This window comes from Ochrobactrum soli (assembly GCF_003664555.1).
GTDB lineage: Bacteria > Pseudomonadota > Alphaproteobacteria > Rhizobiales > Rhizobiaceae > Brucella > Brucella teleogrylli.
This window is the reverse complement of record NZ_RCHH01000003.1, coordinates 315,801-333,995: the sequence shown is the minus strand read 5'-3', so window position 1 is coordinate 333,995 and position 18,195 is coordinate 315,801. Positions and strand designations below refer to the sequence as shown.

The window sequence follows — 18,195 nt, the reverse complement described above, 5'->3', positions numbered from 1 at the left end:
TGCTCCTCCTTCATCAGGCATCGCCGTCCGGTTCAGGCCCCTATAAGGCCGATACCATGACAGCTTCAATTTCCGGGCGGCAAGGTGAACCGGCCATCCCCGTTTGGCAAGGTCTTATGTCTGGCACGAGGCACAGAAAAAAGTCGAACGTCCCGCCTGAACCGCACGCTCGACCACGCCATTGCAGGCGGGATTGCGACACGGCTCCCCTTCCCGCCCATAGACCGAGAAGGAATGCTGGAAATAGCCGAGTGCGCCATCGGCCTGAATATAATCCTTCAGGCTCGATCCGCCCGCAGCAATCGCCTCCGCAATCACTGTGCGGATATCGCTCGCCAGACGCTCCATAAGTGCTGCATCGTCCGCCACGGCCCCGGCTGCCCGCATGGGCGACAGGCCGGAACGCCACAGCGCCTCGCAGACATAGATATTGCCGAGACCGGCGATCAGCCGCTGATCGAGCAGCGCTGCCTTGAGCGGCGTGCGCCGTCCCTGGAACAACTCCGCCAGTACCGCCCCCGACAGAAGATTGCCGGTCGGTTCGATCCCGAGGCCGCTCAGAAACGGATGCGTATCGAGCGCGCCTTTTTCCGCAAACAGCATGAAGCCGAAACGGCGCGGATCATTATAGATGATGCGCGCGCCCGAACCGCCCGACCGCAACAGGTGAAACACCACATGGTCATGGGCGCTGTTCTTCGAACGCTCATGATGGAAGGCACCGGGCGTATCGGCATCATCGTCGGCCTCGATGCGAAACGAGCCGGACATGCCAAGATGGCTGATGACGGACAGGCCGTCATCGAGGTGAAGCGTGAGATATTTCGCACGGCGACCGAGCGCCTCGATACGATGACCGGTCAGACGCTCGACAAAATGCTCCGGGAATGGAAAGCGGAGATCGGGTCTGTTCTGATCGACCTTTTCGATGGTTGCGCCTTCCATGAAGGGTTGCAAGCCGCGGCGAACGGTTTCTACCTCGGGCAATTCTGGCATGAAAACAAATCCTGAAGGGGGCGGTTTGGCCTTTCCTTCTATATGTTGGGTTTTATCCGCATTGCCAAGCACTACAGTTGCATTCTTCGTGATGCCGGTCTGCAACGAGCAATTTCCTGCGCTCCGGTGCTCACGTACCCTTAAGTACGCTCCGCTCCGGTGCTCGAAAATCACTCGTTTCGCCGCGGCCTGACGAATTTGCAACTGTAGTGCAAGGGGTAGAGCCAAGACACGGGTTCAGCAACCGCTGCAGGGAATGGTGTTGGTATAGCGCGGCGCGAGGTAATAGGTCTCGCTCATCGGTATGCTGGTCGATATCCAGGAGTTCAGCGGCCTGTAGTCCAGTTCGACGTCGACCTTGATGAAATAGGCATCGCTTGCGACCAGCGCCTCGGGAAGATCGGTCTTGCTGCCAGCCAGCGCCGCGAAATTTGCGACATTGGCGCGCGACCAGTCAACAGTCACGGAATAGGTGCTGGACGACTGCGCCTTGGTGACCTTGATGGCTGTCACCCTGATCTTCGGGCTTGTCCGGCGATAGGGCAAAAGCGACGTGCTGCCGATGGCGAACATATCGTCGATATCCGTGGCTTTGACGGATATCTGGCGCGTGACCAGATCGGCAAGGCCACTCGCGGACCGCGACACCTTCTTGTTGACGTCGAGACCATCGGCCAAATCGGTGGAGCCCAGATAAATCAGGAGCAGAACCGGGACGATCAGCGCGAATTCAACCGCGCCGACCGCGCGCTTGTCGCGGAAAAATCTTTTCAACAACCGGGATAATGCTGTTCGCATGGCGATATAGGTCCAGTCCGGGCCACAACCCGATATTCGTCGTCAGTTTGGAAACGGCTCGTTTTGCCATGTCAGCGTGGAGAATAACGGCATAGTGCCGCTCTCAGCATCGGCGCTATCGGTCATGTAGAGAATGTTGGTCAGAACCGGCCAGCGATAAAGCACATTGAGCTGGTTGATGGTCGAGGTGCCGTTGGTGCCGGTGATGCCGGTGCGCGACAGATAACCTTTGTCCGTCAGAATGTCGCGGTTCGGGACCGAGGCAAAGCCGGAATATGTTCCGAGATTGAATGACAACCCCTCGCAACCGGTTTTCACCATGAACTGGATCTGATCGCAAAGCATGGTCTGGATTCTGGTCTGCGTGAGATCGCTTCCCCGGACCTGCCCGGTCTGGATCTGGCGCGCCACGTTCTGCGTGGCGTTCCACAACACCTGTCGGGCGGTGAAATTCATGCCTGTTTCAATGATCGAAAAGACGATGAGGAGAAACGGGATGATCAGGAGCGTGAATTCAATGGCCGTGACGCCGTCTCGCGCCCGACCGAACAGCCGCAACTGACGGACGGCGGCCTGCAACCGCAGCCGTCCTTCTCCGCGCCTTTGACGGAAATCCATGAATGCCATGCCCCACCCAAACCCGCCGGTTCAAACAATGGCGCATGATTACATCAGGACAACCTGAAAGAGTATTAACGGCGCAGGCCGGATTTTAGAGAGGGGTGTTATTTATCGTCGCCGGTCTTGGTGGACGCCTTTTCGCAATAGGGTGTGCAGGACAGCGTCTGCACCTCTGCCTGGCGATAAACGCGCATGGTGCCGCGCGCATTGCTGGAAACGACGAGTTCCCGGTCGATGATCGGCTCGCCGTTCTTATCCATGACAACGATATTGGTAACGCCAAAATCCTTGCCGGTCAGCACGATGGTCTGGGAATCCTGCACCACTGCATCCGCAATGGCGGGATTGCCGATCACTACCGTGTCGGCGGGTCGGGCCAGACGAAGGATGCGCGCCTGACTGGTTTCCAGCTTGATATATTCTTCCGCCTGCGCAGCCTGAAGCCCTGCTGAAACCAGCATCATTGCGGCCAAAGCAGATGCCTTCCGCAACTTTTCCGAAGAGAAAAACCGATGCGCCACTCTACGACCCCCGTAATATGCCTAGCAAATAATGAAGAGGATTGGTGAAGGAAGCATTAAGCCGTCCGCCACGCCCGCCTAGTGGTCTGATTCCAACATTTGCTCCCTCGGTTCACGCGCTGAGCAAATGTTGGAATCAAAAAGACCACTAGCAACTATATGTATCTAGTGGATTTTTCGAATTTGACGTTTGAAACAGCGTATGTGTCAGCCGGGATTCAAACGTCAAATTCAATCCACTAGCATGCGAGAGCGGCGAGCCAATCGACAGGAAACGCTTCATTAACCCTGATTATTAAGGGCCCAACAATGCGTGTCGATTATCTTTCAGCCATCCGAACAGAGCGACGGCCATGATGGGGCAGCCGTCTTCGGAGAGGTGAAGGAGCGTACAATGCCGACATTGATGACGCGTTTTTTGAAGAACCGGGCCGGTTCCACAGCGATTGAATATGCGCTGATCGGCACGCTGGTTTCGATTGCGATCGTCAGCGGCGTGGCGCTCATGGCCGGCAGCGTCGGCGAAAAATTCGACAGCGTTGCCACGAGCTTTCAGAACGCGACCAACGGCCAATAACACTTATTGAAGGGATCGGGGGATTCGATGGTCATAGCGGCGCTGATGACGGCGATATTCGTGGCGGCGATGGTCACGGCCATGGTCACCGATCTTCTGTCGATGACCATTCGCAACCGGGTTTCGATTGGGCTCGCCGCCGGTTTCATCATCCTTGCACCGTTTTCCGGTCTTGCCCTTGCCGATTACGGCTGGCATCTGCTGGCAGGCGGGCTGATGCTTTGCATCACTTTCCTGCTCTTCTGCCTGCGCACCATGGGCGGCGGCGATGCAAAAATGATTGCAGCAACCACATTGTGGTTCGGCTTCAATCCGGGGCTGGTGGATTATGTCATCAAGTTTTCGCTGATTGGCGGCGCCCTCACGCTTCTCATCATTCTTTACCGCCTGATGCCGCGCCCGGCGCATGCGGATCGCTATGCCTTTTTGGAACGGCTGTCGCACAAGGATGTCGGGATTCCCTACGGTATCGCTTTGGGTGCTGCCGGTTTGTGGAGCTTCCCGCTCTCACCCGTTGGCCAGACCATGCAGTCGATTTTGTTCGCTCCCGCGTAACGGCCAGCACGAAATTGCCCTGCGGAACTTATATTTCTTAATACGAATAAGATTATATTAACCATAATTACACGATTGCCAGTGCAATTTTGGAACACGTCGTTCGGACGTGGGGACTTGCACGGGGCGCATCATGAAATCAGCTCGTCTGCTCATTCTTGGGGTAGCCGTCATCGCTGCTGGCGGTGCGGGCTATATCGCCATGAATCTGGCGGCACCGCCGCCAGCGCCGGTCGTGGTTGCGTCCGAAACCCCACAGATCCAGCTGGAAGAAGTGCTGGTCGCCACGGAAAACCTCGGTGTCGGTGCTGAACTGACCTCGCAAATGCGCTGGCAGTCATGGCCTGCCGAAGCGATATCCGACGGCTATATCACCCGGTCCAGCGAACCCGATGCGATCAATCAGCTCAATGGCGCAACCGTCAGGCTGCAACTTTTCCCCGGCGAACCCATTCGCAAGGTGAAGCTGATCGGCCCCGGACAGAGCTTCCTCTCCTCGATCCTGCCGCCCGGCATGCGCGCGGTTGCGACCCAGATCAATGCCGAAAGCTCGGCGGGCGGTTTCATCCTGCCCAATGATTTTGTCGATGTCATCATGACCCGTCGCAAGCCGGACAATGCAACCAGCACCTCCATCGCGCCTTTCACGACCGAAACCGTGCTGCAAAATGTGCGTATCCTCGCCATCGACCAGACCATTCAGGAAGACGAACAGGGCCGCAAGGTCATGGTCGGCCAGACCGCGACACTGGAACTGACGCCCGATCAGGCGGAAATCATCACCGTCGCCCAGCAGATGGCCGACCGGTTGACCCTGTCCCTTCGCTCCATGCACGATGCGGAAGACAAGGACATCAAGCAGGCCGACTATCTGGTTTCCTCGCCGACGCGCAGCGGAACCGTCAAGGTCATCAAGTCCGGCAGCATTACAGAAGTAGGACCGCGCTCATGAAACAGGGAAAACGCGTGCGCCCGTATTTTGCCAAATCCGCCCTCATTGCCGCAAGCCTGGCACTTTGCGCCCAGCCTTTCTTCGAAGCGCCTGCCATGGCAGCGGGTGGCGTCGTCAAGGTCGGCGCACAGGGCCGCGCCCAGCGCATCGCGCTTGGTCTCAACAAATCGCTTGTGCTGGACCTGCCGCAGGACGCCTATGACGTTCTCGTCTCCAATCCATCCATCGCGGATGCGGTCACGCGCACATCGCGCCGCATCTATCTGTTCGGCAAGCAGGTCGGGCAGACGAATATCTTTGTCTTCGGCCCGAATGGCGAACAGATCGCCTCCATCGATGTTGAAATCGAGCGCGATGTCAGCAGCCTTTCGACGCAATTGAAACGTCTCGTTCCAGGTTCCGATATCCGGGTTGAACTGATCAACGACAACGTCGTTTTGACCGGCACGGTTCAGACGCCACAGGATTCGGCGCAGGCCGCAAAGCTTGCAAGCCTTTTCGTAACCGGTGGTGAAGCCACGACGGGCCAGTATTCGACGACCGCTTCGGCCCCGACCGATGGCGGCGGAGTAGCAATCGACAATCCCGATGCAGGGCGGCGCACCAGTAAAGTGGTCAATATGCTCACCATCGTTGGGGAAGATCAGGTCACGCTGAAGGTGACGGTGGCCGAAGTCAGCCGCACCGTCATGAAGCAGCTCGGCGTCAATATGACGGGCAGCGGAACCAGCAACGGCATTTCCTATGCGGGCATTTCGGAAAGCATCGCTGGCGCGATCGGCAATAATCTTTCCGATACCGGCTTTGGTCTCGCGACCAGCAATTTCTCGGCCTATCTGCGCGCGATGGAAACGGCTGGTGTCATGAAGACGCTCGCCGAACCGACACTAACCGCCATTTCCGGCGAAAAGGCCGCCTTCAATGTCGGCGGCGAATATAATGTCATCAACAGCGTCACCTATGACGATGATGGCAAGCGCACCAACCAGCTGGCCAAGATCGAATATGGCATCGGGCTGGAATTCATGCCGGTGGTGCTGGGACCGGGGCGGATAAGCCTCAAGATCAGAACTTCGGTGTCGGAACCGACCACCGAAGGCTCCGGTACGACCAACAAAGCCGAGGGCGTGGGCGCGAGCCTGCTTTCGCTGCGCAAGCGCGTGGCGGACACCACGGTGGAATTGCCATCCGGCGGCTCGATGATGATCGGCGGCCTTATCCGCGATGAAGTGCGCCAGTCGGTTTCCGGCTTTCCGGGTCTTACCAAGATTCCCGTCCTCGGCGCGCTGTTCCGCAGCAAGGACTTCATCCGCAACGAATCCGAACTGGTCGTCATTGTGACGCCTTATCTCGCTCGCCCGGTGGCGCGGCAGCAGCTTGCGCGCCCCGACGACAATCTTAATCCGGCCAGCGATGGCGCCGGTTACATTCTCGGCAAGGTCAACCGCGTTTACGGGACGATGGAGACCAAGCTGCCGCCCGGCCGTTACAACGGCGTTGTCGGGTATATCTACAAATGAGCGGGGAAACGGGAATGACAATCCGGGGCAAAAAGGTTTCCATCAAGTCGGCGATGCTGGTTCTGTCGGTCGCGCTTCTGGCAGGTTGCGCCAACCGGCAGCACGTGACCGTCGGCGCATTGCCTGACGATTACCGCACCAATCATCCCATCACGATTGCCGAGCGCGAACAGGTGACCGACATTCCGGTCGGCAGCGCCGATAGCCGGCTTAACACCATGCAGCGCGGCATCGTTCAGAAGGCCGTCGCCAACTATCGCTATAACGGATCGGGCATGGTCTATGTGCTGGTTCCAGCTGGTGCAGCCAATCAGGCTGCCGCCTATCGCCTGAGCACCGAAATCTCCGCAGCGCTGCGCAAGGGTGGCATCAAGCAGACCAATATCGCCATTGAAAACTATCCCGTTCCATCACCGGATGCCGCAGCGCCGATCCGCATCAGCTATTATGCGATGACGGCTGGCACGACGCCTTGCGGTCGCTGGCCGGACGATATTGCGACCACGCCGGAAAACAAGCATTACGCCAATTTCGGCTGCTCGATGCAAAACAATCTCGCAGCTCAAGTCGCCAATCCAGCCGATCTTCTGGGGCCGCGCGCTTCCTCTCCAATCGATTCCGACCGCACGACGGAACGCCTCAATGGCGATCAGGGCTACACGAAAATGTCGACTGCGCAGACGGATAATTGGCAAGAACCCCGCAGCGAACAGGCAAATTACTAAGAGGGCGAACCATGACAAATATCGCCTTCGAACCGGACAATGGCAGCGAAATTGCCGAACAGCGCGCGCCGATCATGCTGGAAAATGTGCGGCCGATTCCGCGCATTTCCATCCAGGCCTTTTGTGAAAACGAAAGCGTCGCTATTCCCATCGAACGTGCCGGCAACGACCGGCGCATGGCCAAGACGCATCTCAAAGTCTCCGGCGGCGGCATAGAAGCGGCCATCGAGTTCTACCAGACAGCCTCAACGCCCAATCTGATCATTGTCGAATCGTCGTCGGAACCGAGCATTCTGCTCGACGAGCTCCAGCGCCTGTCGGAGGTCTGCGATCCCGGTTCCAAGGTGCTCGTCATCGGTCATTCCAACGAAGTCTGGCTCTATCGCGAATTGCTGCGGCGCGGCGTATCGGAATATATCGTAGCGCCTGTTTCGCTAGCCGATGTTCTGGCCATCGTCTCATCGATATTTCTCGATCCGGGTGCCGAACCGCTTGGACGTTCCATCGCGGTTATCGGCGCGAAGGGCGGTGTCGGCGCATCGACCATCGCGCATAATGTCGCCTGGTCGATCTCGAACCTGTTCCGGCACGACGTGGTTCTGGCCGATATGGACCTGCCCTTCGGCACGGCCAATATCAATTTCGATCAAGACCCGACGCTCGGTATCGCCGATGCCGTGTTTTCGCCTGAACGGGTGGACGAGGTCTATCTCGACCGCCTTCTGGTGCAATATGGCGAACATCTCTCGATTCTCGCCGCCCCTTCCAGTCTGGAGCGCACCTTCGATTTTCAGGAAGACGCCTTTTCCGAAATAATCGATGTCGCCCAGCGCACCTCGCCGCTGGTGGTTCTCGATCTGGCGCATGGCTGGAACGGCTGGACCCGCACCACATTGATGCGGGCCGATGAAGTGGTGATCGTCGCAGCACCCGATCTCGCCAATCTGCGCAATACGAAGAACCTGCTCGACACGCTGGCGCAATTGCGCCCGAACGATCTGAAGCCACATCTGGTGCTCAATCAGGTGGGTGTGCCGAAACGTCCCGAAATTGCACTGTCGGACTTTTCCGAACCGCTCGGCATCGACCCGATTGCTGCCATCGAATTCGAACCGCAGCTTTTCGGCAATGCCGCCAATACCGGGCGCATGATCGCGGAAACCAGCCCCGACAGCCCGGTTTCTGCAACCATCACGCATCTAGCGCACGTGCTGACGGGACGGGCTGATGTCCAGCCGCGCAAGAAGAATGGCATCTCCGGTCTTTTGGGCAAATTTGTACGCAAGACGAAGTAACGGCGGAAAATCATGTTCGGCAAAAGAGGCAACGATTCAGGAAGCAAACAGGATGGCAGCATTGCAAAAGCAATCGCGCCTCAGCCTGTGCAGCGCACGGAGCCTGTTCAGCCGTCCCGCATGCAGGCTGCTGTTCCCACCACGCCTGCCAGACCTGCCCCGCCCACCAGCAGCGGGCGCGAGAAGACCGAAGGCTATTACGACACCAAAGCGCAGGTCTTTTCCGCGCTGATCGACACGATTGATCTGTCGCAGCTTTCGCGCATGGCGCCCGATACGGCGCGCGAGGAAATCCGCGATATCGTCAATGATATCATCGCCATCAAGAATTTCGTGATGTCGATTGCCGAGCAGGAAGAACTGCTCGACGACATATGCAACGATGTTCTGGGCTACGGTCCGCTGGAGCCTTTGCTCGCCCGCGACGACATTGCCGATATCATGGTCAATGGTTCGCGCCACACCTATATCGAAGTCGATGGCAGGGTGCAGGAAACGGGTATCCGGTTTCGCGACAACCAGCAGCTTCTCAATATCTGCCAGCGCATCGTCAGCCAGGTCGGCAGGCGCGTCGATGAATCAAGCCCGATCTGCGATGCACGCCTGCCGGACGGGTCGCGCGTCAATGTCATCGCGTCCCCCCTGTCGCTCGACGGCCCGGCGCTCACCATCCGCAAATTCCGCAAGGACAAGCTGACGCTCGACCAGTTGGTGCGTTTCGGCGCGATTTCCAGCGCCGGTGCGGAACTGTTGCAGATCATCAGCCGCGTGCGCTGCAATGTCATCATTTCCGGCGGCACGGGTTCGGGCAAGACCACGCTTTTGAACTGCCTGACCCGCTATATCGATACGCATGAGCGGATCATCACTTGCGAAGATTCCGCCGAACTGCAATTGCAGCAGCCCCATGTCGTGCGCCTTGAAACCCGCCCGCCCAATCTGGAAGGCGAAGGCGAAGTGACCATGCGCGATCTGGTCAAAAACTGCTTGCGTATGCGCCCGGAGCGAATCATCGTCGGCGAAGTGCGCGGACCGGAAGTCTTCGATCTGCTGCAAGCCATGAATACCGGCCATGACGGCTCGATGGGCACCATCCACTCCAACAGCCCGCGCGAATGTCTCAGCCGTATGGAAGCCATGATCGCCATGGGCGGCTATGTGCTGCCGCAGAAGACCGTGCGCGAAATTCTGGTCAACTCCATCGATATCATCATTCAGGCGGCGCGCCTGCGGGACGGTTCGCGTCGCATTACCCATGTGACAGAAGTTGTCGGGCTGGAAGGCGACGTTATCATCACCCAGGATCTGATGCTTTACGACATCAAGGGCGAGGACGCATCCGGGCGTATTCTCGGCACGCACAGTTCGACCGGCATTGGTCGTCCGGCCTTCTGGGAACGCGCGCGCTATTACAACGAAGATAGCCGCCTTGCCACTGTTCTCGACAGTATGGAGACGGTTGACTGATGACCGCCTCCCCCGTCAGCATTCTGATCTTCATTGTTCTGGCGGTGGTCGCCTGTGCTGCGCTCGCCTATGTGCTGTTCTATGACAGGTTGGCGAGCAAGGACCCCGCCTCGCGGCGGCTGGAAACCGTGCGCAACTATGCCGAACGCAGTGTCACCCGCAGCGAACGGGACAAAAACACCGATATCCAGAAACGCCGCAAACTGTTGCAAGACAATATCAAGGATCTCGAAGCGCGGCAGAAGCAGCGCGAGAAGAATCAGAAATATCCGCCGCTGCGGATCATGCTGACGCAGGCGGGCCTGAGCATCACGCTGCGCCAGTTCTATATCTATTCCGGCGTCACGGCCTTCACCGGCCTCCTGATCGGCTTTATTTTCGGCCTGCCGCTTCTGCTTCTTCCCGGCATTGCCATTGCCTGCTTTTTCGGGCTGCCACGCTGGTTTGTGCTGCAAAAACGCAAGCGTCGGCTGAAGAAGTTTCTGGAAGAATTTCCAAACGCGCTCGACGTCATTGTCCGCGCGACAAGGGCGGGCCTGCCCCTCAACGATGGTTTGCGCCTGATCGCCAGCGAGGCGCTGGAGCCGGTCAAAGGCGAATTCAAGAAAGTCGTTGAAGCCCAGCAGATGGGTCTGTCGATCCCCGAAGCTGTTGGCAAGATGCCCGACAGCATGCCCTGCCCCGAAACCAACTTCTTCGCCATCGTGATCCAGATTCAGTCTCAGGCGGGCGGCAATCTTTCGGAAGCGCTGAACAATCTGTCCAAGGTGCTGCGTGATCGCAAGAAGATGAAAGCCAAGGTCGATGCGCTTTCGATGGAAGCAAAGGCATCAGCCGCCATCATCGGCGCGCTGCCCTTTATCGTCATGGTGCTCGTCTATCTGACCAGCCCGCAATATATGACGCTGCTTTTCACGTCATCAACCGGCCATATGCTGTTGGGCATTGCCGCCGTGCTGATGGCGACCGGCATCTTCATCATGAAGAACATGATCAATTTCGATATGTGAGGCGCAGACCATGTTTTCTCTCCTCATCGAAAAACTGAGTGACCCGCAATTTCTGATCGCCATGCTGATCACGGTTGCGGTCTTCGCCGCCATCGTCACTGTTGTCATGCCGGTCCTCAGCACCAGTGTTTTGAAATCACGCATGAAATCGGTTGCCATTGAGCGCGAGGCGATCCGCTCGCGCGAACGCGCGCGGCTAGCAACGGAAAACGACCGGCGCAACAGCCTGCGTCACCAACAAAAGCAGGGCATTCGCGACTTCGTCGAAAGGCTTGATCTGAAAAAGGCGCTGGCCGACGAAAAGACGATTGCAGCACTCAGAACGGCCGGTTTTCGTGGGCAAAACCCACTCAACATCTTCCTGTTTCTGCGCTTCGTGCTGCCTTTCGGCGCGATGACGCTGGCAGCCTTTTACGTCTTCGTGCTCGGCAATCTGCCGGACCACTCGTTCTTCGTCCGGATTTTCGTCTGTATTCTGGCCGGTTATGCCGGGTTCTATGCGCCGAACCTCTATGTTTCCAACAAGGCGGCCAAGCGCAAGCAGTCGATCCGCCGGGCCTGGCCCGATGCGCTCGACCTGATGCTGATCTGCGTCGAATCGGGCATGTCGGTTGAAGCAGCCTTTCGCAAGGTGGCCGACGAAATCGGCATACAATCGGTGGAACTGGCGGAAGAACTGATGCTCACCAATGCCGAGCTGTCATTCCTGCCCGAGCGCCGTCAGGCCTATGATAATCTCGCCAGCCGTACCGGCGTCGATCAGGTGAAATCGGTTTCGCAGGCGCTTATTCAGGCAGAGCGTTACGGTACGCCGGTGTCGCAGGCGCTCAGAACGCTTTCTCAGGAAAGCCGCGATCTGCGCATGCTGGAAGCGGAAAAGAAAGCGGCAGCCCTGCCGCCGAAACTGACCGTGCCGATGATCGTGTTCTTCCTGCCGGTGCTGTTCATCGTCATTCTTGGCCCGGCCTTCATCCAGATCGCCGCGCAGGGCGGACTGTTCGGTCCGCGCTGATGCATCGCCGGATGTAAGAACGTCAGCCCTTCGGCTTGTCCTTGAGCATGTTCCAGGAGTTCTGCTGCACCAGCATAGAACGCAGATAATCCGTGTTGGCCTTGGCCTGTTGCGGCGAAAGCTCCTGCGCGGCAATGGTTTCCGCTTCCTGAAAACGCCCCTGCAATCCGACTGAAAGCGCCAGATTCTGACGCACGCGGCTATCCGCGCCAGGCAGAACGGACGCCTGCCGGAAATAGTTTTCCGCCGCCTTGGAATCACCGGCGAGAAGATAGGACATGCCCATATTGGAGAGTACCGACGGTTCGTTCGGCTTGATCTGTAGCGCCTTCTGATACATGGCGCGGGCCTGATCCCGATTGCCCATCTGGTCGAGAATGGCACCTTCGGCGGAGACGAGTTTCCAGTCGGGATAGGCCGGGTTCTGCGCACGGCGGATGGCATCAAGTGCGGTGTCGAACTGACCCGCGCCGGCCAGCGCCTTGCCATAGGCGGCGAGGACCTGCTGATCCTTCGGATAGGTGATGACCAGCGCGCGCATGACGGCCAGAGCCTGATCGTTGCGTCCAAGCCGGATCAGCACGCCTGCATAATTGAGCGCTGTGCCACGGTCCTTGGGGTTGCGCTCATATTGCGCGCCAAGACGGCCCGCCATCGCGGCAAGCTGTGCGTCGTTCATGTGATCGAAAGTGGCTGCGGTTTCGACGCGTCGCACCGATCCTGTCGTAGTGCGGTCCACCGTGTTGCAGCCGGTGAGGACAAGCGCTGAAAGGATAGAAGCCACGCCAAGGCGGAAACCAGCGCCGCCCATTACACCGATGTTGAGCATCCCGCCTCCATATGCGACCGGTGCTGCGCCCCGGTCCATCAAGCCCGATTTCTCCTTCATCAATAATCCGTTAACCCTAATGATTGGTTAACAAGCCCTGCATGGACCTGTTTTCAAACGAGGCGAAGCACTCTATCTGTTTTCAAAACTGCCTTGATCGGAAAGAGTGCCATGTCTGTCGAACTCATTGCCCAAAAGTCGGAACAAAGCCGTCCAATCTGGTTTACGAAAAAGGGGCAACTTGAAGAAAACACGCTTCCTGCCCCGGTGATCGCTTGGGCGAAAGCCCATGATTTCGACGGAGAGGCGGGCAAGGTTCTGGTTCTGCCGGGACCGGACGGCGCGATCTCCGGCGCGCTGTTCGGCATTGGCGACGGTGCCAAAGGTGGTCAGTCGCAACTGCTTGCAGGCAAACTCGCACGCAGCCTGCCGGAAGGTGACTGGCATTTCGAAAATGCCGGCGACGATGCCGGGCTGGCGGCGCTCGCCTTCCTGATGGGCGGCTATCATTTCTCGCGCTACCGCAAGGCAAATGGCAAGACAATCCGCCTTGCTCTGCCCAGTGGTGTCGATGAAGCCGAGACGAAGCGCATCGCCGCAGCGGTTACACTCACGCGTGATCTCATCAACACGCCGACCAACGACATGGGACCGGATGCGCTGGAAAAAGCCGCACGCGACCTGGCCAGCCAACATGGCGCGAAGGTGATTGTCACGGAAGGCGATGCTCTTCTGGAACAGAATTTCCCGATGATCCATGCGGTTGGACGCGCAGGCGCGATTGCGCCACGTCTGATCGACATCACATGGGGCAAGGAAAGCGATCCGAAGGTCACGCTGGTCGGCAAGGGCGTCTGCTTCGATACGGGCGGTCTCGATATCAAGCCCGCAAGCGGCATGTTGCTCATGAAAAAGGATATGGGCGGCGCTGCCAATGTGCTCGGCCTTGCCGCCATCGTCATGGGCGCAAAACTGGCCGTGCGGTTGCGCGTACTAATCCCGGCGGTCGAGAATTCAATTGCCGGAAATGCGTTCCGTCCGGGCGATGTTCTACAAAGCCGCAAGGGACTGACCGTCGAAATAGGCAATACGGATGCGGAAGGCAGGCTGGTGCTGGCGGATGCTCTGGCGCTGGCCGACGAGGAAGAACCGGAATTGCTGATCGATATGGCGACCCTGACCGGTGCAGCGCGTGTGGCGCTCGGTCCTGACCTGCCACCGTTCTTCACCCATGACGATGCGCTGGCGGAAGCCATTGCCGCCAAGGCCGAGGAAACCGCCGATCCGCTGTGGCGCATGCCGCTCTGGCAGCCCTATGCGCAAAAACTGTCGTCACGCATTGCCGATATCAACAATGTCACCACTGACGGTTTTGCCGGATCGGTGACGGCAGCCTTGTTCCTCAGCCGCTTTGTCGAAAAAGCAAAGGCGCATGCGCATTTCGATATTTTCGGCTGGGTGCCGGTGGAGAAACCCGCCTCGCCAGTCGGCGGTGAAGCGCAGGCGATCCGTGCGCTCTATCTGCTGCTCAAGGAAAAATACGGAAAGTAATAAGTTCGCAGCTTATAACGACAGTTGCAAATTCGTCAGGCCGTGGCGAAAAGAGTGATTTTCGAGTACCGGAGCGGAGCGTACTTCAACGTACGTGAGCACCGGAACGCAGACAAATTGCTCTTTGCATTCCGGCATCACGAAGAATGCAGCTGTCGTGTTATCAATCGAAGGCTTCACCGGGATAAACACCCCATAGCTCCGACTGCTTGATCCAGCCGCGCACGCCGCTGACATCCATGCGGCACCATTGACCGGTGCACTGGCGCACGGTGCCGACAACACCCGGTTCGATATCGGCAGCGACTGCTGCCGTATCATTGGCATCGCGGCGCATGGTGATCATCTTGCCCTTGTCGTTCTTCAGCCAGGGCGCGGTGATCGCTGTGCGCTTGCCGGACAGGAGCGACTGGTAGACCCAGCCTTCTGTGCCGTCGGCATCGCGGATACGTCGCCAGTTGTCATATTCCTGAATGATCTCGACCGGCAGCCCGGCCTTCATGAACAGCCACGAAACCGGATAGTCGCGCCCCGGCCCGATGCGCAGGTTGACGCGCGCCGGTTTGAGGCTGACGAAGCGCGGCACAGGCAGTCCGCTTGCGCCCGTGGCGGTGCCAGTTGCTTCCGTTTCGGCTGCATGCGCGCTGATCGGCGCTGCCGCGAACAGCAGCCCCAGACACGCCGCAAAGGCCATGAAAAAGCGCTTTACCGAGATGCTCTGAGCCAAAAACCTTTGGGGAAGTACTCTATTCACTGCGCCTCTCGCCGTCCTGTTCTTTACTCAAGACGGTCATGCCTTCAGCGGAAGCGTAAAACGGCGGGGGCTGTCCGGCATCGCGACCGTCTTGTTTATCGGTCCTGTTTTTCTTTGTCTTTGCCCCGCCGCCTTGATAGAGATGAGCAGCCGAAGCAATATCCCATATTGCACCTTCTTGGTTAAGGAGGTCTCAACATGAAGCTTCAGCACAGAAGTTCGCCCGGAAGCGGGCTTAGAAAACGGGGTGGAGATGTCGAACAAAAAGAAGCCGCTGGTCGTTCTTACGAGAAAACTGCCGGACCCGGTGGAAACCCGAATGCGGGAATTGTTCGATGCACGTCTCAATATAGACGACCACCGTATGACCCAGCCGGAAATCATCGCCGCGCTGAAAGAGGCCGATGTTCTCGTGCCCTGCATCACCGATGTGATCGACGCCGCCGCCATTGAACAGGCGGGACCCAATCTCAAGCTGATCGCCAATTTCGGCAATGGCGTCGATAATATCGACGTAGCCGCCGCTGCAAAGCGCGGCATTACCGTAACCAACACGCCGAATGTGCTCACCGAAGATACCGCCGACATGACACTGGCGCTGCTTCTGTCGGCCCCGCGCCGCCTTGTGGAAGGCGCGAATGTGCTGAACGAGCGCGATGGCAAATGGCCAGGCTGGTCGCCGACATGGATGCTCGGACGCCGCATCTGGGGCAAGCGCCTCGGCATTGTCGGCATGGGCCGCATCGGCACCGCCGTGGCGCGTCGCGCCAAGGCTTTCGGCTTGTCGATCCACTATCACAATCGCAAACGCGTCAGCCCGCAGGTCGAGGAAGAGCTGGAAGCGACCTATTGGGACAGCCTCGACCAGATGCTAGCCCGCATGGACATTATCTCGGTCAATTGCCCTTCGACGCCGGCCACATTTCATCTGCTCTCGGCTCGTCGCATCGCGCTGATGCAGCCGACGGCCTATCTGGTCAACACGGCGCGCGGCCAGATCATCGATGAAAACGCCTTGATCGATCTGATCGAGCAAGGCCGCATCGCCGGTGCCGGGCTGGACGTGTTCGAGAACGAACCTGCGGTCAATCCGCGCCTGCTGGCGCTTGCCGAAAAGGGCAAGGTCGTGCTGCTGCCACATATGGGTTCAGCCACGATTGAAGGCCGCATCGATATGGGTGACAAGGTCATCATCAATATCAAGGCTTTCGTCGACGGACACCGGACGCCGGATCGGGTGCTGCCAAACCGGGTTTAAGTTCGGCTGTTCGTTTTTCCATCGATGAATTTCAGAACCGTGTGGGCGTAAAGCCGGGGATTTTCCACCGGCACGCCGTGGCCGGAATCAGGCAGGATAATCAGTTCTGCACCGGGAATCTGGCTGGCGATGAATTCCGTATGTTCGCGCGTGACGGCTGTATCGTGATCGCCGATCACGATGGCGGTGCGCACCTTTATCTGTGATAGGTCTTCATCGGTATAGTTCGGTTCATTCGCCCAGAGCGCATGAATTTCCTTGTCGATGCTTTCGTAGTGGCGAAGTTCAGGGATGGGCCGTCCCTCAGCTATCGCTTCGATATAGCCGGTATTGCCCTCAGGTGAGACATTGGCAGCCTGCGCGAACAGGCTGTTCAGGCGCTCAGGGTAACGCATGGCGATATCGAGCCCGATAATGCCGCCATCGCTCCAGCCCACCAGATCGACCTTGTCGATATGCAGAAAGTCCATGAGCGCCACATAATCGTCAGCCATCAGGCCATAAGTGAGCGGTTCAGTCGTGCGGGTGGAACGCCCCTGCCCGCGACTGTCGGCGACGATCACCGTATGATGACGCGCCAATATCGGCAGTTGCGCATCCCAGACATGTTGGTCGGACAGACCGCCCGGTATCAGCAGGATCGGCGGTCCCTTACCGACGATCCGGTAATACATTTCGATACCGTTGACTTCGGCAAAGGCGGCTGGCGAAGCGGGAATGGTCACGCGCGCTATCCTTTCGGATGAAACCGCTGAAGGGATGAGGACAGCAAGACCAAGCGCCATGGCGACAAAGCCTGCACCTTGAAACATCCTGTTTCCCGTCATCGGCCCGACCTTTCATGGACCTGTTTAAAGCAGTCGCTGCGCAATCAGGGTCTGCGGATCAGCGTCGGCAGATCATAGAGATAAGCGATGCGCTTGATTGCATCCTGCAACGGTTCCAGCGTCACGGTCATGGTGTGACCGCTGGCATGGATCAGCATGTCGGGCGCAGCGCAGATCGCGACATGCCCCTTCCAGAAAACAAGATCGCCACGCTGGAGATTGGAATAATCCGCATTCGGCTCCACCACCGTGCCCAGCGTATTTTGCTGCATGTCGGAATCGCGCAGAACCTTGCGGCCCGCGACCCACATGGCAAGCTGGACCAGACCGGAACAATCAATGCCGAAGCCGGACGTGCCGCCCCAAAGATAGGGCGTATGCAACAGCGTTTCCGCCACGGCCACATAGTCGGCAGCGTGTTCGCCGATTGGCGCCAGATGGCTTGCAATCATCGCCTCGCCGCTTTCCAGCACGGCATAAGGAGTGCCGCGCGTTTCGGCAGCGCCGACGATCCGCACGCGTGAACCAAGCGACAGCGCCTGCGTGTGCGGAAAACGCAAATCGGAGCCGGGATAGATAAAAGTTCGCGGCACGATGACCATATGGGTGGCTTCGCCCTGCGGTTTTTCGATGAACGACGCCGAGACATAACCCGTATAACCGTCACGCTCGGCCTGCACCCAGCACCAGCCGTCCATTTCCTCGAAAACGCGCACCGTGTCGCCAAAAATGATCTGGGTCTGGGGTCCGCTGTCCGGGCGCGGCTGCGACCGGAGGTCAACCACCGGCGCGGTCACCTGCATTTCGGTTCCGGCTATAAAGCGGGTCGCCTGCACCCGGTCGTTCAATCGCTCATCGGCGAGATCGGCGCGATAGGCATTGAGGCGGCGGTCGAGCGTGGTCACATCGGAACTCATGGGCAGACAC

19 protein-coding genes are annotated in these 18,195 nt (G+C 58.4%); 11 read left to right on the top strand and 8 right to left on the bottom strand.

Annotated features, from left to right (window positions below; translation table 11 throughout):
* Positions 1-114: 114 nt before the first annotated feature.
* The 4 genes from mutM to D8666_RS06995 form a co-directional block, all read right to left on the bottom strand.
* The gene (gene mutM / locus D8666_RS07010) at positions 115-996 is read right to left on the bottom strand and encodes a bifunctional DNA-formamidopyrimidine glycosylase/DNA-(apurinic or apyrimidinic site) lyase (RefSeq protein WP_109370350.1); all 882 of its coding nucleotides are present in this window, start codon (positions 994-996) and stop codon (positions 115-117) included.
* Positions 997-1,233: 237 nt separating this feature from the next.
* Positions 1,234-1,770, bottom strand: a complete 537-nt coding sequence (locus D8666_RS07005; RefSeq protein WP_235858897.1) for a TadE/TadG family type IV pilus assembly protein — start codon at positions 1,768-1,770, stop codon at positions 1,234-1,236.
* A gap of 66 nt (positions 1,771-1,836) precedes the next feature.
* Positions 1,837-2,421 (bottom strand): TadE/TadG family type IV pilus assembly protein, encoded by a 585-nt coding sequence (locus tag D8666_RS07000; RefSeq protein ID WP_235858896.1) that lies wholly within the window; start codon positions 2,419-2,421, stop codon positions 1,837-1,839.
* 98 nt (positions 2,422-2,519) lie between these two features.
* A complete protein-coding gene (locus D8666_RS06995) occupies positions 2,520-2,879 on the bottom strand; it encodes a pilus assembly protein N-terminal domain-containing protein (protein ID WP_109370131.1) in 360 nt (119 codons plus the stop codon).
* Between the two features lie 370 nt (positions 2,880-3,249).
* Between D8666_RS06995 and D8666_RS06990 the strand changes: the two genes are divergently transcribed.
* From D8666_RS06990 to D8666_RS06950, 9 genes are all read left to right on the top strand, one after another.
* The gene (locus tag D8666_RS06990; protein WP_235858895.1) at positions 3,250-3,513 is read left to right on the top strand and encodes a Flp family type IVb pilin; all 264 of its coding nucleotides are present in this window, start codon (positions 3,250-3,252) and stop codon (positions 3,511-3,513) included.
* A gap of 27 nt (positions 3,514-3,540) precedes the next feature.
* Positions 3,541-4,068, top strand: a complete 528-nt coding sequence (locus tag D8666_RS06985; RefSeq protein WP_109370129.1) for an A24 family peptidase — start codon at positions 3,541-3,543, stop codon at positions 4,066-4,068.
* A gap of 133 nt (positions 4,069-4,201) precedes the next feature.
* Positions 4,202-5,020 carry a Flp pilus assembly protein CpaB gene (cpaB, locus tag D8666_RS06980; protein WP_109370128.1) on the top strand — a complete coding sequence of 273 codons (819 nt, stop codon included), beginning with the start codon at positions 4,202-4,204 and terminating at the stop codon, positions 5,018-5,020.
* The gene (locus D8666_RS06975) at positions 5,017-6,540 is read left to right on the top strand and encodes a type II and III secretion system protein family protein (protein WP_121537020.1); all 1,524 of its coding nucleotides are present in this window, start codon (positions 5,017-5,019) and stop codon (positions 6,538-6,540) included. The genes cpaB and D8666_RS06975 overlap by 4 nt, the downstream gene beginning before the upstream one ends.
* Positions 6,541-6,554: 14 nt before the next feature.
* A complete protein-coding gene (locus tag D8666_RS06970) occupies positions 6,555-7,265 on the top strand; it encodes a CpaD family pilus assembly protein (RefSeq protein WP_109370126.1) in 711 nt (236 codons plus the stop codon).
* Between the two features lie 11 nt (positions 7,266-7,276).
* Positions 7,277-8,560, top strand: coding sequence for a CpaE/TadZ family protein (locus tag D8666_RS06965; protein ID WP_121537018.1), 1,284 nt, complete (start codon positions 7,277-7,279; stop codon positions 8,558-8,560).
* Positions 8,561-8,572: 12 nt separating this feature from the next.
* Positions 8,573-10,027: a TadA family conjugal transfer-associated ATPase gene (locus tag D8666_RS06960; protein WP_109370124.1), complete on the top strand. Its 1,455-nt coding sequence runs from the start codon at positions 8,573-8,575 to the stop codon at positions 10,025-10,027.
* Positions 10,027-11,037, top strand: a complete 1,011-nt coding sequence (locus D8666_RS06955) for a type II secretion system F family protein (RefSeq protein ID WP_109370123.1) — start codon at positions 10,027-10,029, stop codon at positions 11,035-11,037. Before D8666_RS06960 ends, D8666_RS06955 begins: the two co-directional genes overlap by 1 nt.
* Before the next feature lie 10 nt (positions 11,038-11,047).
* Positions 11,048-12,049, top strand: coding sequence for a type II secretion system F family protein (locus D8666_RS06950; protein WP_121537016.1), 1,002 nt, complete (start codon positions 11,048-11,050; stop codon positions 12,047-12,049).
* A 22-nt stretch (positions 12,050-12,071) separates the two neighbouring features.
* On the opposite strand, the gene D8666_RS06945 is transcribed toward D8666_RS06950, so the two are convergent.
* On the bottom strand, positions 12,072-12,878 hold the full coding sequence (locus D8666_RS06945) for a tetratricopeptide repeat protein (RefSeq protein ID WP_121537436.1): 807 nt from the start codon (positions 12,876-12,878) through the stop codon (positions 12,072-12,074).
* A gap of 171 nt (positions 12,879-13,049) precedes the next feature.
* On the opposite strand from D8666_RS06945, the gene D8666_RS06940 reads away from it, so the two are divergent.
* Positions 13,050-14,429, top strand: coding sequence for a leucyl aminopeptidase family protein (locus D8666_RS06940; protein WP_121537014.1), 1,380 nt, complete (start codon positions 13,050-13,052; stop codon positions 14,427-14,429).
* Between the two features lie 163 nt (positions 14,430-14,592).
* Here D8666_RS06940 and D8666_RS06935 read toward each other — a convergent pair whose 3' ends face one another.
* A complete protein-coding gene (locus tag D8666_RS06935; RefSeq protein WP_121537434.1) occupies positions 14,593-15,123 on the bottom strand; it encodes an SH3 domain-containing protein in 531 nt (176 codons plus the stop codon).
* 313 nt (positions 15,124-15,436) lie between these two features.
* On the opposite strand from D8666_RS06935, the gene D8666_RS06930 reads away from it, so the two are divergent.
* Positions 15,437-16,441, top strand: a complete 1,005-nt coding sequence (locus tag D8666_RS06930; protein ID WP_109370120.1) for a 2-hydroxyacid dehydrogenase — start codon at positions 15,437-15,439, stop codon at positions 16,439-16,441.
* On the opposite strand, the gene D8666_RS06925 is transcribed toward D8666_RS06930, so the two are convergent.
* Together D8666_RS06925 and D8666_RS06920 are read right to left on the bottom strand one after the other, a co-directional pair.
* A complete protein-coding gene (locus D8666_RS06925) occupies positions 16,438-17,268 on the bottom strand; it encodes an alpha/beta fold hydrolase (protein WP_235858893.1) in 831 nt (276 codons plus the stop codon). The genes D8666_RS06930 and D8666_RS06925 overlap by 4 nt on opposite strands.
* A 44-nt stretch (positions 17,269-17,312) precedes the next feature.
* Entirely contained in the window at positions 17,313-18,185 is an 873-nt protein-coding gene (locus D8666_RS06920; RefSeq protein ID WP_121537010.1) for a C40 family peptidase, read from the bottom strand.
* Between the last annotated feature and the right edge of the window lie 10 nt (positions 18,186-18,195).